We start from the raw sequence: 25,370 nt of genomic DNA on the forward strand, positions 1-25,370 counted from the left end.
TTTAGTAAGCTGGCAGTACCGCCTTTACTGGTACTGCAAGGAGCTAGCTTGAATCAATCACAAAATACCGTCCATCTATCCGCCGCTGAGGCGATTGATCGACTGGACACGCTCTATGAGTCAGCTCTGGCAGCGCTGCGTGATGCCATTAGTGCATTTATCCGTGATGGCTCTTTACCTGATGTGGGCGAAAGAGCAAAAGGGGTATTTTCCTATCCGCAGCTCAGTGTCAGTTGGGATGGACGATTGCGTGACCAACAACGCACCCGTGCTTATGGGCGTTTTTCCCGCACCGGTCAATACAGCACCACCATTACCCGGCCGGCCCTGTTTCGCGAGTATCTGACCGAACAGCTTCAGTTGCTGGAAAATGAGTACGGCGCGGTGTTTGAAGTGACACCGTCACAACAAGAGATGCCCTATCCCTTTGTCATTGACGGTTCTAACCTGATTTTAGACCGCTCAATGACCGCCGACCTGGCACTGCATTTCCCCACCACCGATTTGGCCAAAATCGGCGACAGCATCACTGATGGCATTGAAACCGCAACCGCAGATTTCCCGTTATCGCATTTCGATGCTTTGCGTACCGATTTTTCACTGGCGCGGCTAAAACATTATACTGGCACACCGGCAGAACATATTCAGCCGTACATTCTTTTTACCAATTACAGCCGTTATGTTGATGAGTTTGTCAGTTGGGCGTGTGAGCAGATCCTCGATCCTACCAGCCCGTATAAGGCACTTTCCTGTGCCGGTGGCAGCTACATTACGGCAGAAAATGCCGATCCGGGGAAGACCACCTCTGATCTGGCATGGAAAAAGCATCAGATGCCGACATACCATTTAATCGCCGAAAGCGGGCATGGTATAACGCTGGTGAATATTGGTGTTGGCCCATCGAACGCCAAAACCATTTGTGACCATCTCGCGGTTCTCAGACCCCATGCATGGTTAATGATTGGGCATTGCGGCGGGTTGCGTGAAAGTCAGGCGATTGGCGATTATGTGCTGGCACATGCTTATCTGCGCGATGACCATGTGCTGGACGCGGTGCTGCCGCCAGACATTCCTATTCCCAGTATTGCCGAGGTGCAGCGGGCGCTGTATGACGCCACCAAAGCGGTTAGCGGGATGCCAGGCGTCGAGGTCAAACAACGGTTACGCACTGGCACGGTTGTGACCTCTGACGATCGTAACTGGGAGCTGCGTTTTTCTGCCTCAGCACTGCGCTTCAACTTGAGCCGTGCGGTGGCGGTTGATATGGAAAGTGCCACCATTGCCGCTCAGGGATACCGCTTCCGGGTGCCGTATGGCACATTGCTGTGTGTTTCGGATAAGCCGTTGCACGGTGAGATAAAATTACCGGGGCAGGCCAACCATTTCTATGAAGGCGCTATCTCCGAGCATTTGCAGATCGGTATTCGTGCCATCGATTTGCTGCGTGCTGAGGGAGATCAACTGCATTCACGCAAGCTGCGTACCTTCAATGAGCCACCGTTCCGTTAATATCCCCCGCATAGCCCCTCACGGCTGAGGGGCTACTTGCCCGCCCCCGCCAACTGAGAAAATAGGCCAATAATGTGCTGTAACACCGGATCAGCTTTTTGCGCCTTATGAATATGCGCATAAATGCTCAGTTTACTGCTATCCAGAAATGCCGTTTTGACGGTTCTTAGCGGTAACATTGCACACATTTGCGGGGCAAAGGGCGCTGGGACAAACATCACGGCATCAGAGTGAGCCGCATGTATCAGCAGGTTGGTAAACGAGGTGCTGCGGTAGGTGCGGTGAACGGTATAAATATCATCGAATGAAACCAAGTATTGCTCTTTTTCAACCGCGTCCTGCGGCAAGATCCAACCCAATAGCTCTTCGGCTTTTAACTCGTCAAAGGTCACCGCATCTTTGATGCGTGGATGGTCGCGTCGGCATATTAATACCGAGTTAGACTGAAATAGCGGATAGCGCTGAATTGCACTGTCATTCTCAAGGCTAAAACCAATATCAATATCAATTTGCCGCCTTCTTAACAGCTCAATCCGTTTTTGCCCGGAAGGTTGATTGGAGAGGAATTCATACGAAACACTATGGCCCTTCGGTGGGTTTTGCATCATATAGCCCAACAACCAGAATTCAACTAGCGAACTGCTCCGTATCCTGACGGTGCGCATCGCAACGCCTTGCTCGTTAAGCAGCGCCGTTTTGTTAACCCCTGAATCCATCATTTCCAGTGCAGGTTTGAAAATTTTATACAACTCAAGGGTTAAGGCGGTTGGCTGCATCCCATTGCCGCCTCTGAACACAATCGGATCGTTATAATGTTTTCTCAGTTTATTTAGCACCACACTGACGGCGGAAATACTCATGTCCAGCCTTTCTGCGGTCAGTGACACCGTTCCTGTTTCTACAATAGCGCACAAAATTCGGGTCAGATTTAAATCAAGCGAACTTTTCACGCGGAATCCAAAATATTATTTTTCTAACTATCAGTATAGACAGCGCTTTTTGATTTTCAAAAACTAACTTTTCACTTTCTCGATAGCCTTTGAAGCCAACAGAGCCTAAATTTACCTCACGATCCTCATCATCTGTTTTCGATTTATATTTTATCATCAGAATTTTCTGAATAATTATAAATGCAATCCTAATGACTTGCAGGGGGATTGGTAAGGATAATGCCGCGTATGAAAATAGAACCCTTTAAATACCCATATATTAATTGCGGGATTAATAATGCTACTGAAAAGATTAACTTCTTTTTTTATAGTGATTCTGAATTATTGGCATATTCCCTTAGCCAACTGGTTCAGAGCATCGCTGATACCGATTATGCTCATTTAATTAAGGTTAATCTTGTTCATGTGACAGTCATTAATGAAGTTGTAATGGATGTGTTAAGAGATAATGTAAATAATGTCATTGTGTTCGATCTCGATAGCATGTTTTATACTGAAAAAATAAAAGTGATCAATGATCTTAAAAAAACCAATAACAGCCTAAAGTCAATTGCACTTTGTAACGACCAGGAGTTTTTAGTTTATTATAGATTCTATTCCTCTTTTTTTGATTCAGTTTTAAGGAAGAAGATTAAAATCAATGAATTGGTTAAATATTTAAGTGTGCTTATTGATGGTATTGTCGCCCGAAATGGCGCTACCCTCCCCAGTGAACATACCTCATCAAAACATTACTTTTATATGTTAACGGATAAAGAATCAGCCATTTTAAAGAAAATACTCGCTGGAGAAACCAACAAGAAAATAGCCAATAGTTTATTTATCAGTGAGAAAACCGTCTGTAGTCATCGTTCAAAGATCTACTCGAAATTTGGTGTTAGAAGATTATCTGAATTATATTCAAGACTAAAGTACGAATCACTCATTGTCTAATTTCCTTAAGGTAAAGAACGCGCAATAAACTGACTCTGACAATTTAAGTAAAACTCATATTGAACAAGTTTAATTAAACCTAAAAACCTCATTCCACAACAGTGGAAGGAGCGTTGCTATCTATTCTCTCGGAGTTTGTATGAATAAAATTCATCGTATTATAAAAACGTTTATCGTCAGTTTTCCGGTGTTATTAGGCGGATTTTCTATGGTGGAGGCCAAGGCCGAAAGCACACTGAATACTCAATCCGGGCCAATCTATTTATCTCTTTTCGGGCCGGAAACTGATTTTTTAGTGCCTGAAGCGGCAACAATTACCACCATAACCGACAGCACAATTTTTGGTAATCGTGATGCTGACTGGCGGCTGATTGTTTATGGTTCGGTAATCGATAATACCTATGCAATGGTTGCCGCCGGTGCGATCCATCTTGATTCAAAAACTGCCAGCGGCTCCCGTCTGGATAACTACGGCATTCTGGCTGCGACCCAGGCTGGCTCAGGTGTATCCGGTGTAAAATTGGAAAATGGTGGAACAGTTGTTAACCATGCCGGTGCGAGCATCAGTAGTCTGGGTGGATACGGCATCCTATCTAGTAAGGCATTGGCCTACATAACAAATAATGGCGCGATCACCGGTTATTCCAGCGGAATTCGGCTGGCCTCAGGTGGCAGTGTTACACAAGGTAGCACCGGGACGCTCAGTTCCAGCAATGGCGCAGGTATTCTGGCAGACAATGGCACGCTGGCCGTTAACAATGCAGGCATAATAACGGCTGACTCGGCGGCCGCAATACTGGCCAGAGGCACGACATATGGCTCCATATCCAATAGCGGAATGCTGACCGGCACCAATGCCATTTGGATTCAGGGCAATGGTGGCATGGTCATTGATAACGCAGGTACTCTCACGGGGACTAATGGCACTGCGGTTAATCTGAGTGGCAGTAATAACCAATTAATCCTGAAAACGGGCAGTATTATCAATGGCAAGGTTGTCAGTACCGGTGCCAATAATACGCTTGACCTGCAAGGTTCCGGGGCTGCCAATAATGATTTTAGTGGCTTGTCATCAATTTCTGCCACCGACAGCGGTGTTTGGACATTGGGTGGTACGGTGGCGACGACCGCTGCCAGTGCCACAGCATTGGATGTACAAAACGGCAAATTAATTATCACCGGCCAATTGACCAACAGTGGGTCAGGAGCGACAGCCAATGTCTCGCACGGCGGGATATTACAGGTGGGCGATACCACCGGCGGGAGCCTTATCAGCAATGTCAATATTGAGCAAGGTGGCACTCTGGGCGGCTATGGCAGCGTGACCGGCAATGTGTTGAATGCCGGTGAGCTTATTGTCGGACGTGCCTTGACCGGTGGCGACCACGGTGAGTTCACCGTCAATGGCGATTATGAAGGCCAGGGTGGTACTGTAGTATTTGATACCGACATGGGCGCGGATAACGCCTCAACGGACAAATTGATTATCAACGGTTCCAGCTTTGGCGAGAGTCAGATTCGGGTTCAAAGCGCCCACGGTGAAGGAGCCGATACTTATGATGGGATCAAACTGATTAAGGTGAACGGCAATCAGTCTGATGGGCAATTTACGCTGGCAGGTCGCGCTGTCGCCGGGCCTTATGAATATTTCCTGCAACAGGGCACGCTGACGGATTCAACGAACAAAGACTGGTATTTGCGTTCAACCCTTGGCGGAACAGCGCCAGTAAGTGGTGATACGGGATCAGGTACCAGTACCGATGATCCTGGTAATAACGGGGGCGATAATAGCAATAACGGTGACGCTGCCAGCGAAGGTAACGCAGCCAGTGGGGGGCGAGCCGTAAGCTCAAAAACACTGCGGCCAGAAGCCGGTGGTTATATGGCGAATATCGCTGCGGCACAAACGATGTTTAACCTGCGGCTCAATGACCGCGAAGGGCAGGCTGAAAACTCCAGTATGTGGCTGCGGCAGGTGGGTTCACGCACCGGTTTCAGTGATGGCAGCGGCCAGTTACACAGCAGCGCCAATGGTTATGTGGTGCAAGGGGGCGGCGAAGTATTGAGTGCGGCAATGGGTCAGGATGACCGGCTGGGGGTCGGTATGATGGTCGGTTATGGCTATAACAATAATCAGACCCAATCTAACCGCACCGGTTATAAATCACGCGACATCGTTGATGGCTACAGTGCCGGTATGTACGCCACCTGGTATCAAGATGCTAAAACGCAAAATGGCAGTTATGTCGATAGCTGGCTGCAATACAGCAAGCTAAAGGCCAGCGAGCAGGGCGATGAACTGGCGATGCAAAGCTATAACATCAATGGCCTGAGTGCCTCGATTGAAAGTGGTTATCGGATGCCGGTGTATCAGGGAACAAATGGCGAGGTATTTGTGACATCACAGGCACAGGTTATCTGGGATGGGCAGAAAGCGGATACGGTGCGTGATGACAGTAATACGCAAATTCAATCGACAGGCACTGGCACTATCAGCACCCGATTCGGGGTTCGTGTGGCGCGTGATAGTGTCAGTGATCAGGATAAAGGCAAGGATAAGCTGTTCACCGTTTACTCCGAAATGAACTGGCTATATCACAGCAAAGATCCCGGTGTTGCGATGGATAACATTACAGTGAGTCAAGCTGGCAGCCGCAACGTGGGCGAAATAAAACTGGGGGCGGAAGGCAAACTGAATAAGAGCTGCAATACATGGGCCAACGTTGGCCAGCAAATGGGGGGCAGTGGTTACAATGACAGCCGTGTGACAGTGGGCCTTAAGTACGCATTTTAATCGCTGCGGTAAAAAAAATTAAATCTTGATAAGAATAAAACGCTGCGGGAACTCCGTGGCGTTTTTCGTTTGCACATCAGAGGGAGGGGGCTAACTCACCACCTGCTTGATAGAATTATCCCACACTAAAATTAGATGCACTGTTTTTTTATACAGCGCTCCTTTCATCTGGGTAAAATGAGTGATACTCTTACATTGAAAATTCCCAGAGTGAGTAATGCTAAGATGGAAGCGCTAAATTTAATCGCGAATCAAATTGCTAAACAGACACAACATAAAGAACAACAACAATTACAACAAGACAAAGAACTTGTTCGACGTGTGCTGGAAATTTACGATCAAAAAGCTGTTGCTGAAATTCTGAGAAAAGTCAGTAAGTGTGAATGGACTCGTGAAGCCCTTAATCGCTGGTACAACGGGAAATCCATACAAAAGCCTCTAACTGAGGCCGAAATTAACATGCTACAGGAAATGTTGCCTTCCCCGCCGAAAAACCACCCTAACTATCAATTTCGTTTTATTGATCTCTTTGCGGGTATTGGTGGTATTCGAAAAGGTTTTGAGGCCATTGGCGGGCAGTGTGTTTTTACCAGCGAATGGAACCCCTATGCGGTACGGACATATAAAGCCAATTGGTATTGCGACCCAGTAGAGCATCGATTCAATTCTGATATACGTGAAATAACATTAAGTGAAAATACGGAAATATCAGATGAAGAAGCTTATAAGAATATAGATAAGCAGATTCCTGATCATGATATTTTGCTTGCTGGTTTTCCTTGCCAGCCATTTTCATTAGCAGGGGTTTCAAAGAAAAACTCGTTGGGCCGTGCTCATGGTTTTGAGTGTGAAGCCCAAGGGACATTATTTTTTGATGTCGCCCGAATTATTGCCTCAAAGAAACCAGCTATTTTCTTGCTTGAAAATGTTAAGAATCTAAAAAGCCACGATAAAGGCAAAACCTTTCGCGTTATTATGAATACGCTCGATGAACTGGGCTATTCAGTCGCTGATGCAAATGCAGTCGGATCACAAGATCCTAAGATTGTAGATGGAAAGAATTTCTTGCCTCAACACAGAGAACGTATTGTTTTAGTTGGTTTTCGTCGAGACCTTAATATTGATAAAGGTTTTACATTAAAAGATATCCATAAGTATTTCCCTGAAAAACGTCTGACATTTGGCGAATTACTCGAGCCTGTAGTTGATGATAAATACATACTGACTCCACACTTGTGGAAATACTTATACAATTACGCCAAAAAGCATCAGGCGAAAGGTAACGGTTTTGGCTTTGGGCTGGTTGACCCAACAAACAGCGAGAGCGTGGCCAGAACATTATCAGCTCGTTATCACAAAGATGGCTCTGAGATTTTAATTGATCGAGGTTGGGATAAAAATTTAGGGGAAATAGATTTTGATGATAAAAATAATCAGGAAAATCGCCCTCGTCGACTTACACCAAAAGAATGTGCTCGCCTGATGGGGTTTGAAACGCCGGGTAAGGAATCGTTCCGCATTCCTGTATCTGATACGCAAGCTTATCGGCAATTTGGTAACTCCGTAGTCGTTCCTGTTTTTGCTGCCGTCGCTCAGTTACTCGCACCATTTATAGCTGAAGCAGTAAAAGTGCGAAAAGATAAGGCGGCTTAATCATTATGGCTGATGTTCATTCTTCGGAAACTCGCAGTAAAAACATGAGGGCTATCCGAACAAAAGACACGGCCATAGAGGTTAAATTAGCCAAAATACTTGACCTGTTAGGGCTTTCTTACAGGGTTCAGATCCGGGAACTCCCAGGGAAGCCCGATTTTGTTATCGATGACTATCGGGCGATAATCTTTGTTCATGGCTGTTTTTGGCATAAACATAACTGCCATTTGTTTAAGATACCAGCTACACGTACTGACTTTTGGCTTAAAAAAATACAAGGGAATGTAAAAAGAGACAATGACGTTATAAAACATCTCTCAGCCGATGGCTGGAAAGTTTTAGTCGTCTGGGAATGTGCATTACGGGGTAAGTACAAACTAACAGATAATGATATTTCAGCGAGAGTGGAGGAATGGGTTTGTAGCAGTGAAGTAAATGCTCAAATTGATACACAAGGCATTAGTCAGGTAATATTTACTTGACCGAATACAAATTACAAATAACTCAAATCCGGCCATATTTTTTAATTAATGATTATATATTTCCTTGATTTCTTGAATGAAATCATCAAGAGAAATTAACTCATCACGAATCGATTCAGGATATTTTTTGTGAAGAGGCTTCGGAACCACTAATTGAACGCCAGCATCTTTCATTTCCTGGAACTGATTAACAGAGACACCTTCCTGAAGAGTAAAAAGATGAATTTTCTCAATCCGGTCAGCCTCATTCAGAGCCTGGCGCCAGCGATCTTTACAGGTGGTTTTTACTGCAAGCATTCTCAATTTATCTGAAGGATATTCCGTATCATTATAAGCTTCAGAGGAAGGCAATAAAAAGTCAGGCTTTTTATTGCCTTCAGTAACACACTGAGTTGCAAAATCAGTAAGATTATTCTCGACGAACGTATGCTCCAGATGTAATTCCAAAGATCTTCCTGCTCGTGATTTACGCCGATTACTTACTGAATTGGCTAAATTTATAAAATCATCTACTGACGAAAAACCTGCCTTCACCCGATCCAAAACATGTAATTCTTCTATGCGCCGAAACAGAGAATATTCTGCATCGCGTTTTTCAAGTAATAGTTCATCAGGTGTTTGGCTTTTAAACTGGAATACTTCAGGGAGATAACTAATGATCTCCACCCCCGATGGAAATGAAACAGACCATTCTTCTGGGATAGGATAATTGCCGGACTTCCAATCACCGCTTGTTACAGCAAAACCACCAAGAACCTGATTAGATGGGCCAGAAACTGAGAAGCCAGGGATGATCTCACCCGTCATGGATTCCAGCAGTTCTTCCTCTGCCAGGGAATTGCATAGCCACACGTCAATAAAATCGCAGATGCTATCGGGCTGACTATGAAAAGCGAAAACAGTCAGTGCGCCAGTATTTTCTTTATTTAACAGCGGGCTGCCTTTACCCCAACGAGTAATACGTTTTTCATTACGTGTACCATCAAAATGATGGTTATTGTAATAAATAGCTCTAACTTCACTCTCAAGATTTCCATGAGAACTGATTCTTGCAGGCAAAAAAATGTCAGGATTTTTCTTATCAGTTCGTACAATAGAAGAGAACTGTTTCTCAATCACTTCAGTCGGGATATAGACTCCGGCCTGATGTGCGCCTGTTGCGCCCGTATCATTAGCGGAAAGGCGCTTAATGTAGACGTACCAATCGCCAGATGATTTTTCAGATAACCAGTGATGGAAAGCAGACACAACTATTCCCCTTAGTGAGTCTTTTAAGACTAATTAGTAAGTTACAGCAAATGAGTACAGCAATTCAGTATCTATAACACACTCAGCAAAGACCGTACTATTCAGAGTTATCATTTTTGCATGAAATCTGAATTTATCGGTGTAATAAATTGATTGTATTAATATTTGTAGTTCCCAGCTACATATCGACCGCTTCGCCCCGCTCGATAATGTGTGTGCAATAGCACTACGCCGACCAGAACCAGGAAAACCAGCCTATCGGCTAACCCCGCTACCAATGCTGATACTGGATATGCCGCTCGACCCGCCACTCACTCCCATATGCCCGCTATTGGCACAGCCAACCAGCCACAGAGCCAGTATTACTACGATTGCTTTTTTCATGGAGCTTCCTTTGTTATTACTCACAGCCAGCAGCTCATTCAGTATATAGGTTAAGTGAATCGATACCGAATGTATTCGCGAGGAGGATGGTGTGAGGTTAGTTATAGAATATTTATCTGACAGCCGAATAGGTTGCAGCATCAACGATATACAGCGTAAATATAGAGATACCCGTGGCGGATTCGACCTGATTGGTGGCGGTATCTGTTTAATAATCAGATCAACACCTTCGTAACACCCAATCAAGAGAACCGCTTATGCACTTTACTAAGTGTGGGATTGTCACCTGCCGAACAATTCTATTTGCTGGCTGCCTAAATAACTGGCAACGCAACTTTTGCCAACTTCATATCACTAATGCGACAGAACCTACTAGGTTACTGGCAATTTTCCAGTATTATACGATAATCATTATCCATACAGCGTTGATGGTTGGTGGATAAAAAATAAATGTATAATTATTTACTTCGTGAAGTTTTTCAAAAAACAAAATGTCAGGCATTATCGATAAATAATACGGTAACACGAAAAACAAGAATACTTACCAGGATCACTATTCTTATTCATTTATTACTTCCTTTAAGTTTACCCTTCACTCCGGTGATTGCTGCCACTGTCTTATTACCCGAAAACTCCACGGTAATTCACGTCGATACAGAACCGTACCGGCTGGGTACCAATGAAACTGTTGAGTCAGTGGCAAAGAAATACGCTATATCCGTTGATGAACTTAAACGCATTAATATTTACCGCACGTTCGCCAAACCCTTCACGGCATTAACTGTTGGTGATGAAATTGACGTGCCGCGTAAAAAATCTCCGTTCACGGTAGATAATAACGTCACTGTTCCTGCAGAGAACGGGGTAGCAAGTAATGCTGCAGCGGGGGCCGCTCTCTTGTCCCACGGTGATGCAGCCAAATCGGCAGAGAATATGGCCCGCTCAGCGGTCAACAATGAAATCAGCAGTTCGGCACAACAATGGCTGGGCCAGTTTGGTACCGCCCGTATCCAGTTCAACACTAATGATGATTTTGAATTTGACAGCAGTGCTATTGATGTACTGATTCCTCTTTATGATAACCAAAAGTCTTTGTTTTTTACCCAATTGGGGGGACGGAATAAAGACAGTCGCAATACGATTAATATCGGCGCTGGGGTTCGCGCTTTTTTAACTAACTGGATGTACGGTGCCAATACCTTTTTTGATAATGATATTACCGGTAATAATAGACGGGTCGGCATTGGTGCGGAAGCCTGGACAGATTACCTGAAGTTATCTGCAAACGGTTATTTTGGCACGACCGACTGGCATCAGTCTCGTGATTTTGCGGATTATAATGAACGCCCTGCTAATGGTTATGATCTGCGTGCCGAGACTTATTTACCTGCTTACCCGCAATTAGGCGGTAAGTTAATGTATGAGCAGTATAATGGTGATGAAGTCGCATTATTCGGCAAGGATAAACGCCAGAAGGACCCACATGCCATCACGGTAGGCATCAATTATACCCCAGTCTCTTTGGTTACGGTTGGAATAGACCACCGCGCGGGGAAAAGTAGTAAATCCGACAGCAGTATTAATCTCCAGTTCAATTACCGCCTGAGCAATTCCTGGCAGTCGCATATCGACCCCTCTGCTGTGGCCGTTACCCGCACCTTAGCGGGGAGCCGCCAGGATCTGGTTGAGCGTAACAACAATATTGTGCTGGACTACCAGAAACAAGAATTATTACGATTATCATTACCGGAGCAACTAACGGGTTCAGCAGGCGATAATGCTATACTTACAGCACAGATTGAGTCGAAATATGAAGTTCAACGCGTTGAATGGGATGCTAACTCTCTCATTGCTGCTGGAGGTAATATTAGTACGACCTCTCAGAAAGACGTTACAATCACATTTCCGCCATACCAGTATCAAGTAGGTGTAAGTAATATCTATGCGTTGTCTGCTATTGCATATGACGTCAATGGAAATATTTCAAATCGCGCTACAACTCAGATTCATGTGAGTCAGTCGAGTACAATTATTATTAGCACGTTAACTGTACAGACAAATAATGCATCAGCTAATGGAACGGATGTTAATAGCGTAGTTGCCAAAGTCACGGATGCTAACGGTAATCCAATACCAGGGCAAAATGTCATGTTCATGGCAACGAATAATGCATCGGTAATTACCTCGCCAGTAATCAGTGACACAAATGGATTAGCCGTTACAACTATCAACAATACTTTTTCGGGCATTAGTAGTGTTACAGCAAATGTCAATAACACTAATGAAAAATCAGTAGATGTGGTTTTCCTTTCAATAACAGGTGTTTCTGTTAATGTCAATGCTAATCGAGAAACATTTAGTGCTGATGCAGGTTTTCCCAAAACAGGGTTTATCGGAGCAATATTCCAGATAAATATAAATGGGGGTACGACAATCAACAATCAGTTGACTTGGATTAGTAACCATCCGGAATTGGCAACAGTAGATAATAATGGTTTAGTTAGCTTTATCAGTGATTTCCCAAGCAGTACCCCCATATCGATTACCGCCACTCGTAACGGCGGCAATGCACCGTTAATTTATAGTTTTACTGTGAGAAAATGGTTTATTAATCCATTAACTGGAGCAAGCAATAACTATATTGCTGCTGAGACAGCATGTACAAATGCTGGGTATTCAATCCCAATTATACAAGATTTTTTCTTGGCAGCAGAGACTCCTGGTGCTCAGTCTACTCGCGGAGCCAATGGCAGACTTTGGGACGAGTGGGGACGAATGGCAAATTATACCGGGCGACTTGGCCAGTGGCCCGGTGGGGCCTGGAGTAGCACACCTAATCTTAGTGTACCAGGCTTTCTTCTTACGGGAGGGTTGAATCAAGGGCAGGTGAATTCTACAAATAATACGTCTGGGGTCGTCTGCTCAAAGAATATTTAGCTAGTAGTTCGCTACTTAAACGAGAAGGAACCAGGTCAGGAGAGCATAGTATCGCTTGCTATTATTACGTCAGCCTGGTGAATGGGTTGCGAAAGATGAGGCCGTCGCTGAAATTATTGATCCGATCGCCGATACGGTAAAAGTAGTACGTGCTCGGGCCGGCGGGCATAATTTATGCCCGCCGACGAGTGCCCTTTGTGACGTTGGGCGCGCAGGTCATGAAGATTGCGGGGAAGACGCCTTTTGCTGCCGGCGGGGGCTTGGCGTCGTAAATGGAGATAAAGAGACCGTCGCTGTCTCTTTATCTCATTACCGCATTCTTACCCCTTCGTCAGGCGGTCAAAATCTGTGGCATCATGGCGCTCTGGCAATTGTTCGTGCGCGTCTCCCCAAGTGCGATTGACGATACTGCCACGTTGAACGGCAGGGCGCTGGGCGATATTCTCCGTCCAACGGCGAAGATGAGTATAGGATTTCACATCCAGAAACTCGCCCGCGTCATATTGCAGGCCGAGCACCAAATTACCGTACCAAGGCCAGATAGCAATATCGGCGATAGTGTATTCATCACCGGCGATATAGGCTTGATTTTCAAGTTGTTGGTTGAGTAAATCCAGTTGGCGTTTAGCTTCCATCGTGAAACGGTCGATAGCATATTCGATCTTCACCGGCGCATAGTGATAGAAATGACCAAAACCGCCGCCTAAATAAGGGGCTGCACCTTGCAACCAGAAGAGCCAGTTCAGCGCTTCGGTTCTTTGTGGATGTGACTTTGGCAACAAATGACCAAATTTATCCGCGAGATAAAGCAGAATCGCCCCAGACTCAAATACCCTGACAGGTTTAGGCGTTGAGTAATCCATTAGCGCGGGGATCTTTGAATTAGGATTAACAGCAATAAAGCCACTGGAGAACTGATCACCGTCACTGATGTTGATCAAATGCGCGTCATACTCCGCACCTTTCTCGCCCAAAGCCAACAACTCTTCCAGCAAAATCGTGACCTTCTGGCCATTGGGTGTGCCCATTGAGTACAACTGCAAAGGGTGCTTACCTCGCGGCAGGGTAGCTTCGTGTCTGGCACCGGCGGTCGGACGATTAATCTTCGACCAAACCCCGCCGTTTTCATTGTTTTCTGTCCAGACCTTGGGTGGCTGATATTCGTTATCTTTCATCGTGGATGACCTTATTTGAGAATGAATACGAACTTAATAATATTCAGAGTGATTATGCCTCAACCATAAAGAATAACAGGGATAATATTTCTGTCACTCCAGCCCCCTATAGTGAAGTTGCTTTTTACCTTTGGGCAATAAGAATAATCAGGGAACTTAACATGTACATGAAAAAATTCAGGCTGGCACTGCTGGCCAGTAGCATCGTATTCAGTACCACGTTGTGGGCACAGGCGGTCGAGATGCCAGCAACGCTGGCCGGGCATGCCGTTCTGTCCGTGAAATCGGCGGTTGCAACGCCTGCGGATGCACCGATTGATTTACAACAAAGTGGCAAATACACCCGTGATCAACGCGTTAGCACCTTAGGCATTGTCGCCGGTAAATCCGCCGATCGCCCTACGGGTATCGGTTTGCCCATCACCGGCCAACCACTGCAAGGCCATTCTGGAATAAAGCACATGCCGGATGGCACCTATTGGGTGCTGACCGACAATGGATTTGGTAGCAAAGCCAACTCGCCGGACGCCATGCTGTATCTCAATCACTATAATATTGATTTCAAAAATGGCAGCGTAACGCCACTGCAAACTGTGTTCTTGCACGATCCAGATAAAAAAGTACCGTTCCATATCACCAATGAAAGCACTGAAAAACGCTATTTGACCGGCAGTGATTTTGACCCCGAAAGCTTCCAGTTTGCTGATGATGCGCTCTGGGTGGGTGATGAATTTGGTCCCTATCTGATTAAAGCTGATTTAAACGGTAAAGTGCTGGCAGTATTTGACACTCAGGTTGATGGCAAAATTGTGAAATCACCTGATAATCCAACACTTACGTTGCCTGGTGCGCCGGATGGCAAACAGAACTTTCAGGTGGCGCGCTCAAAAGGATTTGAAGGGATGGCAGTGTCACCGGATGGCAGCAAACTCTATCCTATGTTAGAAGGTGCACTGTGGGAGGGGGAACAATTTGAACATATTGATGGCAAACGTTACCTGCGCGTGCTGGAGTTTGATGTTAAGAACCAAGCATGGACAGGGCGCAGCTGGCAATATGTTCTGGACGATAATCAGAACGCCATTGGTGACTTCAATATGATTGATGCGAACTATGGATTAGTGATTGAACGCGATAATGGCGAAGGGACGGCAGATAAAGCTTGTGCCACCGGTGCGGCGACGGATAAATGTTTTAGCCAGATAGCCAAGTTCAAGCGTGTCTACAAAATTGCCTTCTCTGATGACAATGTTGGCAAACCGGTAGAAAAAGTCGTATATATTGATCTGTTGAACATTAAAGATCCGCAGAACCTGGCACGCAAACCGCTAAATAATGGTGTGCTGACGTTCCCGTTTTTTACCATTGAAAACGTTGATGTGGTGGATGCCAACCATATCATTGTTGGTAACGATAATAATTTCCCATTCTCCGCCAGCCGCCAGCCTAATGAGGCGGATGATAATGAGTTTATCCTATTGGATGTAAAAGCATTATTGAGCCAGTAGCCTGACTCAATTCTTTCTAACAAGCCCGTCTGGAGCGGGCTTTTACTCTTGAATATCATGTTTCATACCGCACTGTTGATGCGTCTTTGACTTGCCGCTCAAGAATATTGAGTGTTTTGGATAACACGTTTTCTTGCTCTGTAAACCATTGATCCTTATCAGGCAGAGAAGTGGCCAGCCGCCAGGAATCTTCATCTTCCAATGCGGTTAGTTCACTTAACATTGTGTCAATTTGATCTCTGACTTGGGTGATTTTCCGGCGTAATCGTTCGAGATCGTCAATGCAATCACTGCCCATCAGCGGCCCAAGCCCTTGTTTTAAACTCGCCAGCAAAGCATTAATCGCAGTAAAATCACCGCGTTGGCGCGCTTGATTGAGCTGGACCATAAGCTGATGTGCTTTTTCTTTAAATTCATCCGCGACCAAATCCGGATGGCACAATCGGCTGGCTTGCCGCCATAGGCGGTTTAGCTCCTGGCGCTGATCAGAAGAGAATTTTTGTTCATTTTCGTGTCGTTGTTCGGCTTTTCTTTGTTGCTGCTGATAGCTATCGTACTTATCTTTTGCCTCCTCACGCGCTTTGCGGGTTGACCGCGTATTGCGCGTGCAGAAGCCGTGTTCCAGTTCTTTGATTTCAGCGAGTAGGGCGATGATTAATTCGGTCTGTTGCTGGATCTGTTTTCGCATCTCAAAGGTTGCGTCACACAGTGGGGATAATACCAACCAGCGCTGTTTTAACGATGCTAACGCATCGATCGCCTGAGAGAGATACTGCTGGCAGTTGCGGTAATCATCCTCGCGGCGTCGAGTTTCGGCCTCCGCCCGACGCAGAGTGTTTTCCGCCAACTGCTTGCGTAAATGGAGGATTTTCTTCATTAACGGGCCAAGCCGCACCAGATAGAGATCGTTAAAATCATCCAGCAACTGAAGACGTTCGTCGCGCTGCACAATTAGCTCGCGTAACTGTTCCTCCAGTGCTTTTAATTCCAGTTTGCAGGCAGACAATTCGACATCCTGCCAATGCGTCACCGCCTGTTTGCTCCCAAGCCAGGTCGAGATTGCGTCGAGCGCATGAGTAAATTTCCCTTGCTCAATCGCGATGGCGATAGAAACAAGCACCGCATCCTGAGGTTCACTTTTAAGATAAGAGAGTTGCTGTCGGATAATATCGTCATCTTCAAGCTCAATGGCGCTTTTAATGATCTCCAGCCGTTTAATGAGTTTCTTCATGAAGTCCGGATTTGCTGATAGCGTAAGCAGGGTAAGGACATACTAAACAATGGCTTCAAATTGTTCCAGATGAATAGCGAGAAATTGGGTGCCGAACAATTATCAAGATCGCGCCTGGTGCTGATAAGCGCAATGGCGGGTATTAGTGCTACAGATTTCACGTAGCGTCACCGGGTTAAGGGAAGGGTTTATGGTGCGGCATGTGGACGGGGTCTGTACCAATACCATTTAACATAATATACATTATGCGCACCCATGTAGAGATAGACGGAATTTAACGCTTCTGTGGTCATGATTGGACTGATGCGACAACCACCGAAGGACATGGAATTTTTCTCCAATACAGCAATATCCCTGCGGCATAAAGAATGAAGTCTTTTATGCCGCAGGGGCTTCTGGATGTTAGTGACAATGTCAGAAAAAGAACTCAACCGTCTCAATGCAAGGCAATCAATCCGGTACTGGTCAATCCAGAAGAATTCAGAGCTAGTTTGAAGCGTTGAACATATAACCCACCTTAGAAGTAAAATGTACTGAGGTTGATTATATGAATAAATATCAATTGACTATGATACGTCCATTCAAAGGCTGTATTGGCCGATTGTTAGCATGGTGAATTACTGAGCGAAATTGATTGATTTGTTCAGTAGATGCACTCACTGGCTGATCCAAGACAATCCATCTAACACCTTCAGAACATGGCGGTGTGGTTAGCGAACCGCTGAAACGGTAGAAGTTAAACTGTTTCGGCAGCAGCATTTTGATATCCAGCGGCTTGTTCAGCACGGCAGTCTGATCGACGGCTGCAGGTATTTGCTGCCAGGCCTTCGCCAGTTGAGTATTGGCTTTACCTTCCAGGAACATCAGGGCCAGCACCGCAAGGGCACCGTCTTTGTCTTTGTAGACAAAGTGCGCTTCCAGTGGGAACTGCTTGCCGTCGATCTCATTTTCGCTAGGGGCGTGGAAATGGAACTGCTGCAGAGTGAAGGTGCTGTTATCCAAGCGCAGGGTGTTTCCTTCGCTTACGTTGACTTGAATGGTGTGCCCATTGTTAACGATTTGCTGTTTGCCCTGCTGGAAAGCAAGCTCAAGCTTGCCATGATTGCTTTTCAGTGCGCCCTGAATGTTGATCGGTGACTGATTCTTACTGTTTTCACACAGTGAAAAGTCAGGTGATAGTTTCCCCCAATGAGCTGGGTCTTCCGAGCCTTCATAACTCCAATGAGGAGAGTGTTCTGTTGCAAGACTTGAGCAGCTTATGGACAGTAATACAGCAAAAATTACTTTTTCTTTCATCGTTATAAAACCTACGAACTAATATGGATTCCAAAGTATAAGTACTTCAAAGTGACATTTCTACTATCTGAGGTGTTGCTCTTTGTCATTGCGGGTTCTGGTTTACTCTGTCTAACGATCATCTTATATGTTCATCTGGCTTATCGGTGTCAAACCTAAATATACCCCGCTAACTGGCTAAAACCCATAATGAGAGCAATACTTATGTTTCTACAGAAGTCAGCGCCGTTTGATCGTAAATATCTTTGATGAGAGGAATACTATGAAATTATTTAAAGCTATAACGACGTTAGTTCTACTGGGTGCATTCTCTTCCGGTGCCATCGCCGCCGAGCTGTTAACTAAAGATGAACTGAGTAAAAACCCAGGTCAATACGAAAAGATTGGTAATGTTGTTACTGCCGGTGAACAAGCCCCCAGTGACGCCAAAGAAGAGTTATCCAAAAAAGCAGATGCACTGGGTGGCGATTATTACGTTGTAACATCCGCTAATACCAATACAAAAATTCATGCCACCGCTGATGTGTATAAGAAAAAACAGCTATAGTACTTTAGTATTAACGTATTAATATAAAACCCGCCTTCATATAATCCAGAAGGCGGTTTTGCCTGAGGCCACACAGCAGATTGCTTGGGCCTGAGCACTTAACCCCCCTCCCCGCGCGCCATAATGTCAATATGCTCGTCATTACTTTCTGCAAACGCCAGGGATAAATCTATCCTATTGATTCTTATGTTAATAATATTAATTACGTTACCAAGCGATAAAATATGATTAATAATAATCTTATCCACCTTGATGTTATCTACGTTTTTTGCAATAAGCCATCGGAATAATTCTCTATTATTGCACCATGTCATTATTTTAGGGGGATATCATGATATCAGTTCACGTTCAGAATATGCTAAATAAATACTCTGCGATGAATAATAAGCAGGAGCCGGTGAAAAGCAGCAATAGCAAAATAGGGGTTTTTAAAAAAAACATCACCAAGATTAGCCATGCTCCTATCGCACTTAAATTAGCTAACAGTACAAAGCCTCCTCAGGCCGACATGAGCGCGAGTATAGTAAACGTTACTGCCCAGCCAGCAAGGATTCCGACAGATATCGTTAGCGAATTATCGATACAACTGGAAAAAAGAAATAATGGTGGCCTGGATGGAAATAAGACCCGTAACAGCGGTAATAAATTCGCCGAGGAAATTAACAAACTGAAAGCGCAGGATGCACTGGAGGCCCCTAAACGGGCTGAAGCAGAAGCCAAAAATGATGCCAGAATTGCCGAGCTGATCAAGGCTGAAATAACCTTGGCAAAGGAGGCGGAAATTAACACCAACGCCAGAGCTAAACAGGTTATGGTCGATATCAAAGTTGATAATAAAGGCGTCCCGCTTCCACCGCCATTACCGGTCAGCGAAACAAGTAAAATCAATTTGAAATCTGCCAGCCAGCTCAGCCCTATTGGTCAACAGGCGGTAGCCAGCCCCAATACAGCGATCTCGAATAAATTCATTAGCGAATTAGCCCTAAAACTGGAAAAAAGAAATAGTGGCGTATCGGATGAAAGAAAGACCAGTAATAGCGGTAATAAATTCGCCCAGGAGATTAACGAACTGAAAGCGCAAGACGCACTAGAGGCACCTAAACGGGCCGAAGCAGAAGCTAAAGATAATGCCAGAATTGCTAAGTTGATCAACGCAGAGATAGCATTGACACAGCCGGCAGTCAATAAAACCAGCGCAGCTAAACAGGTTATGGTCGATATCAAAATTGATGAGAAAGGCATACCCGTACCTCCTCCGTTGCGGCCGTTATAGCATGTAAACCGTTAGCTCAGCCAGACGTTGCGGTTGAGTAAGCTCTGCGGGTAATGGCTTTCAACCTTATTCAATAGTATGTTATCGGTATATATTATTGGCAACGAAATAAGGACTGGCTATGATCGTTTTCGTCACAGGTGCAACCTCTGGTTTTGGTGAGGCTATTGCCCGTAAATTTATCAGTCACGGTCATCAGGTTATTGCAACAGGTCGCCGGCAGGAACGCTTAGACCAATTAAAAAACCAATTAGGCGCAAACCTACATATCGTACGCTTAGATGTACGAAATCGTGCGGCCATTCAACACGTTATTGATGAACTGCCCGCTGAACTACAGAATATTGATTTGCTGGTAAACAATGCGGGCCTGGCATTGGGGCTAGAACCGGCTCATAAAGCCAATGTTGACGACTGGGATACAATGATTGACACCAATACCAAAGGTTTGGTGAATATGACACGCGCTCTATTGCCTGCGATGGTTGCGCGTAACGTCGGTCATGTGATCAATATTGGCTCTACTGCGGCGAGTTGGCCCTATGCCGGAGGCAACGTCTACGGTGCGACCAAAGCATTTGTTAAACAATTTAGTTTAGGCTTGCGAGCCGATTTACACGGTACACATATTCGCGTGACCGATATTGAACCCGGCATGGTCGGTGGCACTGAATTTTCATTGGTTCGTTTTGACGGCGACGAAAATAAAGTGGACAAAACCTACGACGGCGCGAACCCACTGACGCCAGAAGATATTGCTGAGGCGGTTTTCTGGGTCGCTACTCTGCCTGCACGAGTCAATATCAACACACTGGAAATGATGCCAGTAAGCCAATCTTTTGCCGGGCTGAATATTCACCGCGAAGTGCAATAATACAGAAAATGAGTGGCTGGGTGGGTGTTCACCGCCCCGCCCCTCATTTACCCGTCAGCCTGCCATAATAATAAATATGTTTTCTTAAGTATTTTCAATGTGAAATTAACTCTGACTTTGAACATTGGGTCTGACAAATTTAGGGGGGATATATAAATCCAATCCTAAGTTGCCACAATACTCTCTAAACATATTTATAGATCCGACGCCGGACTTCTCGTACATCACACCTAATCTGTTTTCTACGGTTCGGTGAGATAGAGAAAGCCTTTTCGCGACCATTTTAGTTGTCATGGGTTGTAATATGAAAAAAATTATCTCAAGTTCTTTCTCGCTGAACAGGTCTGTTGGCGGGGTCAGTGTTAATACTGAAGGTGTACGGCGGTCTATATATTGGGAAAGAGAAATGAAATTTAATTTACTGGCGTTGGTCAATGTTCCTATACATTCACCAATTTTATTGTAAATCGGGAATCTGGGTAAATAGTAAGGTTCCAGTATTCTATCTCGACCATAAAAATGGGTTGAAATAATGGCCACGCGCTTTCCACTTCTCTCCGCCTTTCTGTCATTTGCTTGATATTGTTCGGCAAACTCCGCCCAATCAGCAGGGCATTCGTTATCTAACCGCCCCTCGATATCAAAACCGGCAGGTAAATTCAAAAAATCCAGACCGGCTTGGTTTACGTACACATAACGCGATTGGCAATCTCTCACAACCCACGGTTCATTGCTGTGTTCCATAATGGAAACCAGCGGAAGTGAATTCAAGGATTCTACCACTACGCTTTTTGAATTTGGTGGCTTATTTTGATTTTGTTCATCCATGATCAGCTCAGCCTCTCAAGTTTTGTTTTAACAACAAAAAGAAGAATTCGACAATTGAGTGTAACTGATTAAAGTATACTCAACAGAATTTGCGATTTCAAGCGAGTTTCGAAGATGTGTCTATTATCTATTAATCCTTAAATAGATTTACTTTCCTGCAACTTTCTCAGTATTATATTGGAGGTTAATACTAAAAAACATCCTATCATAATAAATTAAAATACTTATTATTTTATAAACAACAATCGCCACCATTACATTAAAATGGATGATGCTAAAATACGGGTATTGGCGGGGGATATTTAGGTATCTTATTAGAAAATAAACAAATTAAAATATCACCCAAAAACCATTACGAAAGCGGTCACCGCCCTGCCCTTAATTTACCCGCCAGCCGGCCACAATAATCATCATGCCAGCCAACGCAACGCCGGCTCCTATCCAGTCAAATGCCGATAACTTAACGCCATCAACGAACCGTAACCACAGCAGCGCAGTGACCACATAAACGCCGCCATAAGCTGCATAAACCCGCCCACTGGCGGCAGGATGCAAGGTCAGTAGCCAGACAAACACGGCTAAACTGGCGGCGGCGGGCAGTAATAAGCCGATGGAACCGCCTTTACGTAACCACAGATAAGGCAGGAAGCAGCCCACGATTTCGGCCAGTGCGGTGACAAAAAACAGAAATGATGTTTTTAACATAATAGATACTCGTGATATCGCCTGGGTCGCATTAAGGTTACGCCAGACCTGAAATTAACATTACGTTACTCTACATATCCTCAACAGGACTGTCGTTGACTGGTTTATCTGTCGTCAGCAATGATATAATTTAGCTACCGCTGATAGCGTGCCAGTTAACCACATGATTCTCTACCCTCACCGCTGATAAAGGACTTAAGACGATGAAAATAAACAGCCTGCCACGCTTAATTCGTGCATTTCTGCCCACCGTTATACTGATGGTGCCACTGGCCTATCTTGCCCCAGCACAGGCACAATCGGCAAATTGCACGCAGGGCAGTACTTGTGTTTCAGTCGGTGGCAGTAATGATCCTATGACCAAAGAACAGGCTCGCCAAAGCCAGCAACAATGGGACGATACTCACCTGCTGCGTAGCAAAGTGAATACCCGGGTAGAAAAGAGTTTTGATAAATTCGATCGGGCAGTCGATGCCAAAGATAACTGTGATCGTAGTGTAAATTTAAATGCTTATTGGGAGCCGAATACTGAGCGTTGTCTGGATCGTTCGTCTGACCGCCAGATTAATCCGTAATTGAGCGCTATGGTTCGGATTTACTTGAGGTTCCAGCTATTTGGACTATGCTTGAGGCATTGCTTAGGAATCAATATGTTAGGCAAGCTATTCATCCACATAAGGATTTTATGATGAAAAAAACGCTTATTATCAGTACGTTGTTATTATCTTTGGCCCCGCTAGCTGCTGTGGCATCGTGTGAAAGTGTGAAAGCAGAAATCGCGCAGAAGATTATCAGTAACGGCGTGCCTGAGTCCGGTTTTAAACTGGATATTGTCCCTAATGATCAGGTTCAGCAAGCGGGCGGTCAGGTGGTCGGGCATTGTGAGAACGATACTCAAAAGATTGTTTATACTCGGATCACTGACGGCGAATAATCCTGCCTCCTCATCAGGGCGTGCCTTTTGATACGCCCTTTGTCTATTTAGCTGCATTTCCACCTAGCCTGCACATCTTATGAAACGGCCAATTCACCTCTATTATTACCGTGCCCTGCTGCGCCGATTGCTGATATCCATCATGCTGGGTGTGATGGCGGCGGTGATTGTTTGGCTGTTTCATCAAGCGATGCTGGGAATTGAGTGGCTACTTTTCGCCCGAACAGATGGCAGCCTGGTAGCCGCGGCCTCGTCGATCAACGGCTGGCGACGGGCATTAACCCCGGCGCTGGGAGGGTTGGCGGCTGGGTGTTTGCTGTGGGCATATCAACGCTACCAACATCGCCAACCCAGCGCACCGACTGATTACATGGAAGCCATTGAAACCGGTGATGGTCGATTAGATGTCACCGCCAGTCTGGTGAAATCCTTTGCCTCATTATTAGTGGTATCAAGTGGCAGTGCCATCGGCCGTGAAGGTGCAATGGTGCTATTGGCCGCGCTGTTTGCCTCTGTTTTCGCCCAACGCTACGCAAAACCGCAAGAGTGGAAGTTGTGGGTTGCCTGTGGTGCGGCAGCCGGTATGGCCAGCGCTTATCACGCACCGTTGGCCGGTAGCCTGTTTATTGCGGAAATTCTGTTTGGTACGTTGATGCTCGCCTCGCTCGGCCCGGTAGTGATTGCGGCCGTCAGCGCCCTACTCACTACCAATTTGTTACATGGCGGTCAGGAAACACTGTATCAAGTGCAGGCACTTCCTGCCCCGTTGCCAATACAATATGTCTTGATGGCACTTTTAGGATTATTAGCCGGGGTTAGCGGCCCGCTGTTTTTAACCGGAATGAGCGCCAGTGGACAGGCCTTCCGTTCACTGAATCTATCACCGCCTTGGCAACTGGCATTGGGCGGAATGATTGTGGGGGTACTCTCGCTTATTTTTCCTGAAGTCTGGGGCAATGGCTACAGTGTGGTGCAATCACTGCTGACCACCCCCCCTGGAATTTTATTGATAGGCGGCATTTTGGTATGCAAATTGCTGGCGGTATTGGCCAGCAGTGGTTCCGGTGCTCCCGGCGGGGTGTTCACGCCGACCTTATTCGTCGGCGCAGCATTGGGCATGTTATGTGGGCAGATACTTGCCTGGTGGCCGCTCGTGCTGGGTGACAACATTGCACTGTTGATGGCGTTGACCGGTATGGCGACACTATTGGCAGCAACCACCCATGCCCCGATTATGGCCGCATTAATGGTCTGTGAAATGACGGGTGAATATACTCTGCTGCCGGGGTTATTATTATCTTGTGTTATTTCGACAACAATCGCGCGGTGGATACGCCCCATTTCGGTATACCACTCACGCTAACATTTTATTAAAGGCACAGGGTTTATTTTGACTAAATCCCATCAAAATAAGAAATGATTTATTTCATCATGGTGGATAAATCTAAATATTTGGCCAGCGGTTTTTCTTCCGGATGTGGCAGGTAAGGTAATTGCCCTAACTGTGGCGCGGGTATACATTCGCGTAGCAATGCAATTGTTTCAGCATAATGGGCCAGCCCCGGATTAATACGATTAGCCACCCAACCTAATAAAGGTAAACCATCATTGATAATTGCCTGCGCCGTCATTAAAGCATGGTTGATGCAACCTAATTTGATCCCCACGACTAAAACAACCGGTAATTGCTCCTGAACCACCCAATCAGAATAAAAGCGCTGATCGTTCATCATGACTTTCCAACCGCCACAACCTTCAACCACCACACTATCCGCTTTGGCCGATAAACACTGCAATCCTTCCGTCATTTCATTGTAGTTAATTAATGTATTTGTGCAGGCATGGATCACATCCGCTTGCAATGGAAATGGATTAACCTCTTGATACTCTACTTTAATGGATGACGATGCTTGCAATATTACTGCATCCTGATTACGTAAACCCTCTGGCGTTTCGCGGCTCTCGGTCGCAACAGGTTTATAGCCTACGGCGGTTCGGCCATTTTGACTTAAGGCTTGAAGTAAGGCGCGTGACACTACCGTTTTACCTACAGCGGTGTCAGTTCCCGTCACAAATAAACGTGTTAACATAATAATACTCCACAATCAG

23 protein-coding genes and 1 pseudogene are annotated in these 25,370 nt (G+C 45.4%); 14 read left to right on the forward strand and 10 right to left on the reverse strand.

Translation table 11 applies throughout. From position 1 onward, the window contains the following. Window positions 1-48: 48 nt before the first annotated feature. On the forward strand, window positions 49-1,509 hold the full coding sequence (locus AT01_RS02020; RefSeq protein ID WP_042545877.1) for an AMP nucleosidase: 1,461 nt from the start codon (window positions 49-51) through the stop codon (window positions 1,507-1,509). Between the two features lie 32 nt (window positions 1,510-1,541). Here the strand turns inward: AT01_RS02020 and AT01_RS02025 are convergent, their stop codons facing one another. Together AT01_RS02025 and AT01_RS21935 are read right to left on the reverse strand one after the other, a co-directional pair. After that, window positions 1,542-2,459 (reverse strand): LysR family transcriptional regulator, encoded by a 918-nt coding sequence (locus AT01_RS02025; RefSeq protein ID WP_071841478.1) that lies wholly within the window; start codon window positions 2,457-2,459, stop codon window positions 1,542-1,544. After that, complete coding sequence (locus AT01_RS21935; RefSeq protein WP_158503528.1) at window positions 2,443-2,616, reverse strand: hypothetical protein; 174 nt, start codon at window positions 2,614-2,616, stop codon at window positions 2,443-2,445. Before AT01_RS21935 ends, AT01_RS02025 begins: the two co-directional genes overlap by 17 nt. A gap of 62 nt (window positions 2,617-2,678) precedes the next feature. Here AT01_RS21935 and AT01_RS02030 point away from each other — a divergent pair, with 62 nt between their 5' ends. The 4 genes from AT01_RS02030 to AT01_RS02045 all read left to right on the forward strand — a co-directional run bounded on the left by AT01_RS02030 (window position 2,679) and on the right by AT01_RS02045 (window position 8,321). Next, a complete protein-coding gene (locus AT01_RS02030; protein ID WP_042545878.1) occupies window positions 2,679-3,392 on the forward strand; it encodes a helix-turn-helix transcriptional regulator in 714 nt (237 codons plus the stop codon). A gap of 139 nt (window positions 3,393-3,531) precedes the next feature. After that, window positions 3,532-6,186 carry an autotransporter family protein gene (locus AT01_RS02035; protein WP_042545879.1) on the forward strand — a complete coding sequence of 885 codons (2,655 nt, stop codon included), beginning with the start codon at window positions 3,532-3,534 and terminating at the stop codon, window positions 6,184-6,186. A gap of 225 nt (window positions 6,187-6,411) precedes the next feature. Further along, window positions 6,412-7,839: a DNA cytosine methyltransferase gene (locus AT01_RS02040; protein ID WP_042548454.1), complete on the forward strand. Its 1,428-nt coding sequence runs from the start codon at window positions 6,412-6,414 to the stop codon at window positions 7,837-7,839. Window positions 7,840-7,844: 5 nt separating this feature from the next. Beyond that, window positions 7,845-8,321, forward strand: coding sequence for a very short patch repair endonuclease (locus AT01_RS02045; RefSeq protein ID WP_042545880.1), 477 nt, complete (start codon window positions 7,845-7,847; stop codon window positions 8,319-8,321). 45 nt (window positions 8,322-8,366) lie between these two features. On the opposite strand, the gene AT01_RS02050 is transcribed toward AT01_RS02045, so the two are convergent. Then, on the reverse strand, window positions 8,367-9,569 hold the full coding sequence (locus AT01_RS02050; protein WP_042545881.1) for a type II restriction endonuclease: 1,203 nt from the start codon (window positions 9,567-9,569) through the stop codon (window positions 8,367-8,369). Window positions 9,570-9,824: 255 nt separating this feature from the next. Further along, entirely contained in the window at window positions 9,825-9,953 is a 129-nt protein-coding gene (locus AT01_RS22430; protein ID WP_004702015.1) for a hypothetical protein, read from the reverse strand. 450 nt (window positions 9,954-10,403) lie between these two features. On the opposite strand from AT01_RS22430, the gene yrIlm reads away from it, so the two are divergent. Beyond that, window positions 10,404-12,890, forward strand: a complete 2,487-nt coding sequence (gene yrIlm / locus AT01_RS02055; protein ID WP_042545882.1) for a YrIlm family inverse autotransporter adhesin — start codon at window positions 10,404-10,406, stop codon at window positions 12,888-12,890. A 55-nt stretch (window positions 12,891-12,945) separates the two neighbouring features. Next, a pseudogene (locus AT01_RS22150) lies at window positions 12,946-13,162 on the forward strand (succinylglutamate desuccinylase/aspartoacylase family protein); the annotation flags it as partial. A gap of 48 nt (window positions 13,163-13,210) precedes the next feature. On the opposite strand, the gene yghU reads toward AT01_RS22150, so the two are convergent. Next, on the reverse strand, window positions 13,211-14,065 hold the full coding sequence (gene yghU, locus AT01_RS02060) for a glutathione-dependent disulfide-bond oxidoreductase (protein WP_004702010.1): 855 nt from the start codon (window positions 14,063-14,065) through the stop codon (window positions 13,211-13,213). 161 nt (window positions 14,066-14,226) lie between these two features. Here yghU and AT01_RS02065 point away from each other — a divergent pair, with 161 nt between their 5' ends. Further along, on the forward strand, window positions 14,227-15,573 hold the full coding sequence (locus AT01_RS02065; protein WP_042545883.1) for an esterase-like activity of phytase family protein: 1,347 nt from the start codon (window positions 14,227-14,229) through the stop codon (window positions 15,571-15,573). Window positions 15,574-15,628: 55 nt separating this feature from the next. Here AT01_RS02065 and AT01_RS02070 read toward each other — a convergent pair whose 3' ends face one another. Both AT01_RS02070 and AT01_RS02075 read right to left on the reverse strand, forming a co-directional pair. Continuing rightward, window positions 15,629-16,804 (reverse strand): coiled-coil domain-containing protein, encoded by a 1,176-nt coding sequence (locus AT01_RS02070; protein ID WP_042545884.1) that lies wholly within the window; start codon window positions 16,802-16,804, stop codon window positions 15,629-15,631. 558 nt (window positions 16,805-17,362) lie between these two features. Next, window positions 17,363-18,100, reverse strand: coding sequence for a carbonic anhydrase (locus tag AT01_RS02075; protein WP_042545885.1), 738 nt, complete (start codon window positions 18,098-18,100; stop codon window positions 17,363-17,365). A gap of 262 nt (window positions 18,101-18,362) precedes the next feature. Between AT01_RS02075 and yahO the strand changes: the two genes are divergently transcribed. The 3 genes from yahO (at window position 18,363) to ydfG (ending at window position 20,794) form a co-directional block, all read left to right on the forward strand. Next, window positions 18,363-18,647 (forward strand): DUF1471 family periplasmic protein YahO, encoded by a 285-nt coding sequence (yahO, locus tag AT01_RS02080; protein ID WP_042545886.1) that lies wholly within the window; start codon window positions 18,363-18,365, stop codon window positions 18,645-18,647. A 331-nt stretch (window positions 18,648-18,978) separates the two neighbouring features. Continuing rightward, on the forward strand, window positions 18,979-19,920 hold the full coding sequence (locus AT01_RS02090) for a hypothetical protein (RefSeq protein ID WP_042545888.1): 942 nt from the start codon (window positions 18,979-18,981) through the stop codon (window positions 19,918-19,920). Between the two features lie 121 nt (window positions 19,921-20,041). Then, window positions 20,042-20,794, forward strand: a complete 753-nt coding sequence (gene ydfG / locus AT01_RS02095; RefSeq protein ID WP_042545889.1) for a bifunctional NADP-dependent 3-hydroxy acid dehydrogenase/3-hydroxypropionate dehydrogenase YdfG — start codon at window positions 20,042-20,044, stop codon at window positions 20,792-20,794. Window positions 20,795-20,899: 105 nt separating this feature from the next. Here ydfG and AT01_RS02100 read toward each other — a convergent pair whose 3' ends face one another. Both AT01_RS02100 and AT01_RS02105 read right to left on the reverse strand, forming a co-directional pair. Beyond that, window positions 20,900-21,622 carry a helix-turn-helix transcriptional regulator gene (locus tag AT01_RS02100; protein WP_042545890.1) on the reverse strand — a complete coding sequence of 241 codons (723 nt, stop codon included), beginning with the start codon at window positions 21,620-21,622 and terminating at the stop codon, window positions 20,900-20,902. A 378-nt stretch (window positions 21,623-22,000) separates the two neighbouring features. Then, window positions 22,001-22,327, reverse strand: a complete 327-nt coding sequence (locus tag AT01_RS02105; protein ID WP_042545891.1) for a YnfA family protein — start codon at window positions 22,325-22,327, stop codon at window positions 22,001-22,003. A gap of 203 nt (window positions 22,328-22,530) precedes the next feature. Between AT01_RS02105 and AT01_RS02110 the strand changes: the two genes are divergently transcribed. The 3 genes from AT01_RS02110 to clcB all read left to right on the forward strand — a co-directional run bounded on the left by AT01_RS02110 (window position 22,531) and on the right by clcB (window position 24,624). Then, window positions 22,531-22,902: a DUF1283 family protein gene (locus AT01_RS02110; protein WP_042545892.1), complete on the forward strand. Its 372-nt coding sequence runs from the start codon at window positions 22,531-22,533 to the stop codon at window positions 22,900-22,902. 113 nt (window positions 22,903-23,015) lie between these two features. Further along, window positions 23,016-23,261: a DUF1161 domain-containing protein gene (locus AT01_RS02115; RefSeq protein ID WP_042545893.1), complete on the forward strand. Its 246-nt coding sequence runs from the start codon at window positions 23,016-23,018 to the stop codon at window positions 23,259-23,261. A gap of 79 nt (window positions 23,262-23,340) precedes the next feature. Then, entirely contained in the window at window positions 23,341-24,624 is a 1,284-nt protein-coding gene (clcB, locus tag AT01_RS02120) for a voltage-gated ClC-type chloride channel ClcB (RefSeq protein ID WP_042545894.1), read from the forward strand. A gap of 58 nt (window positions 24,625-24,682) precedes the next feature. Here the strand turns inward: clcB and bioD are convergent, their stop codons facing one another. Next, window positions 24,683-25,351, reverse strand: a complete 669-nt coding sequence (gene bioD, locus AT01_RS02125; protein WP_042545895.1) for a dethiobiotin synthase — start codon at window positions 25,349-25,351, stop codon at window positions 24,683-24,685. Between the last annotated feature and the right edge of the window lie 19 nt (window positions 25,352-25,370).

The sequence above is a fragment of the Yersinia aldovae 670-83 genome, assembly GCF_000834395.1.
GTDB classification, from domain to species: Bacteria; Pseudomonadota; Gammaproteobacteria; order Enterobacterales; family Enterobacteriaceae; genus Yersinia; species Yersinia aldovae.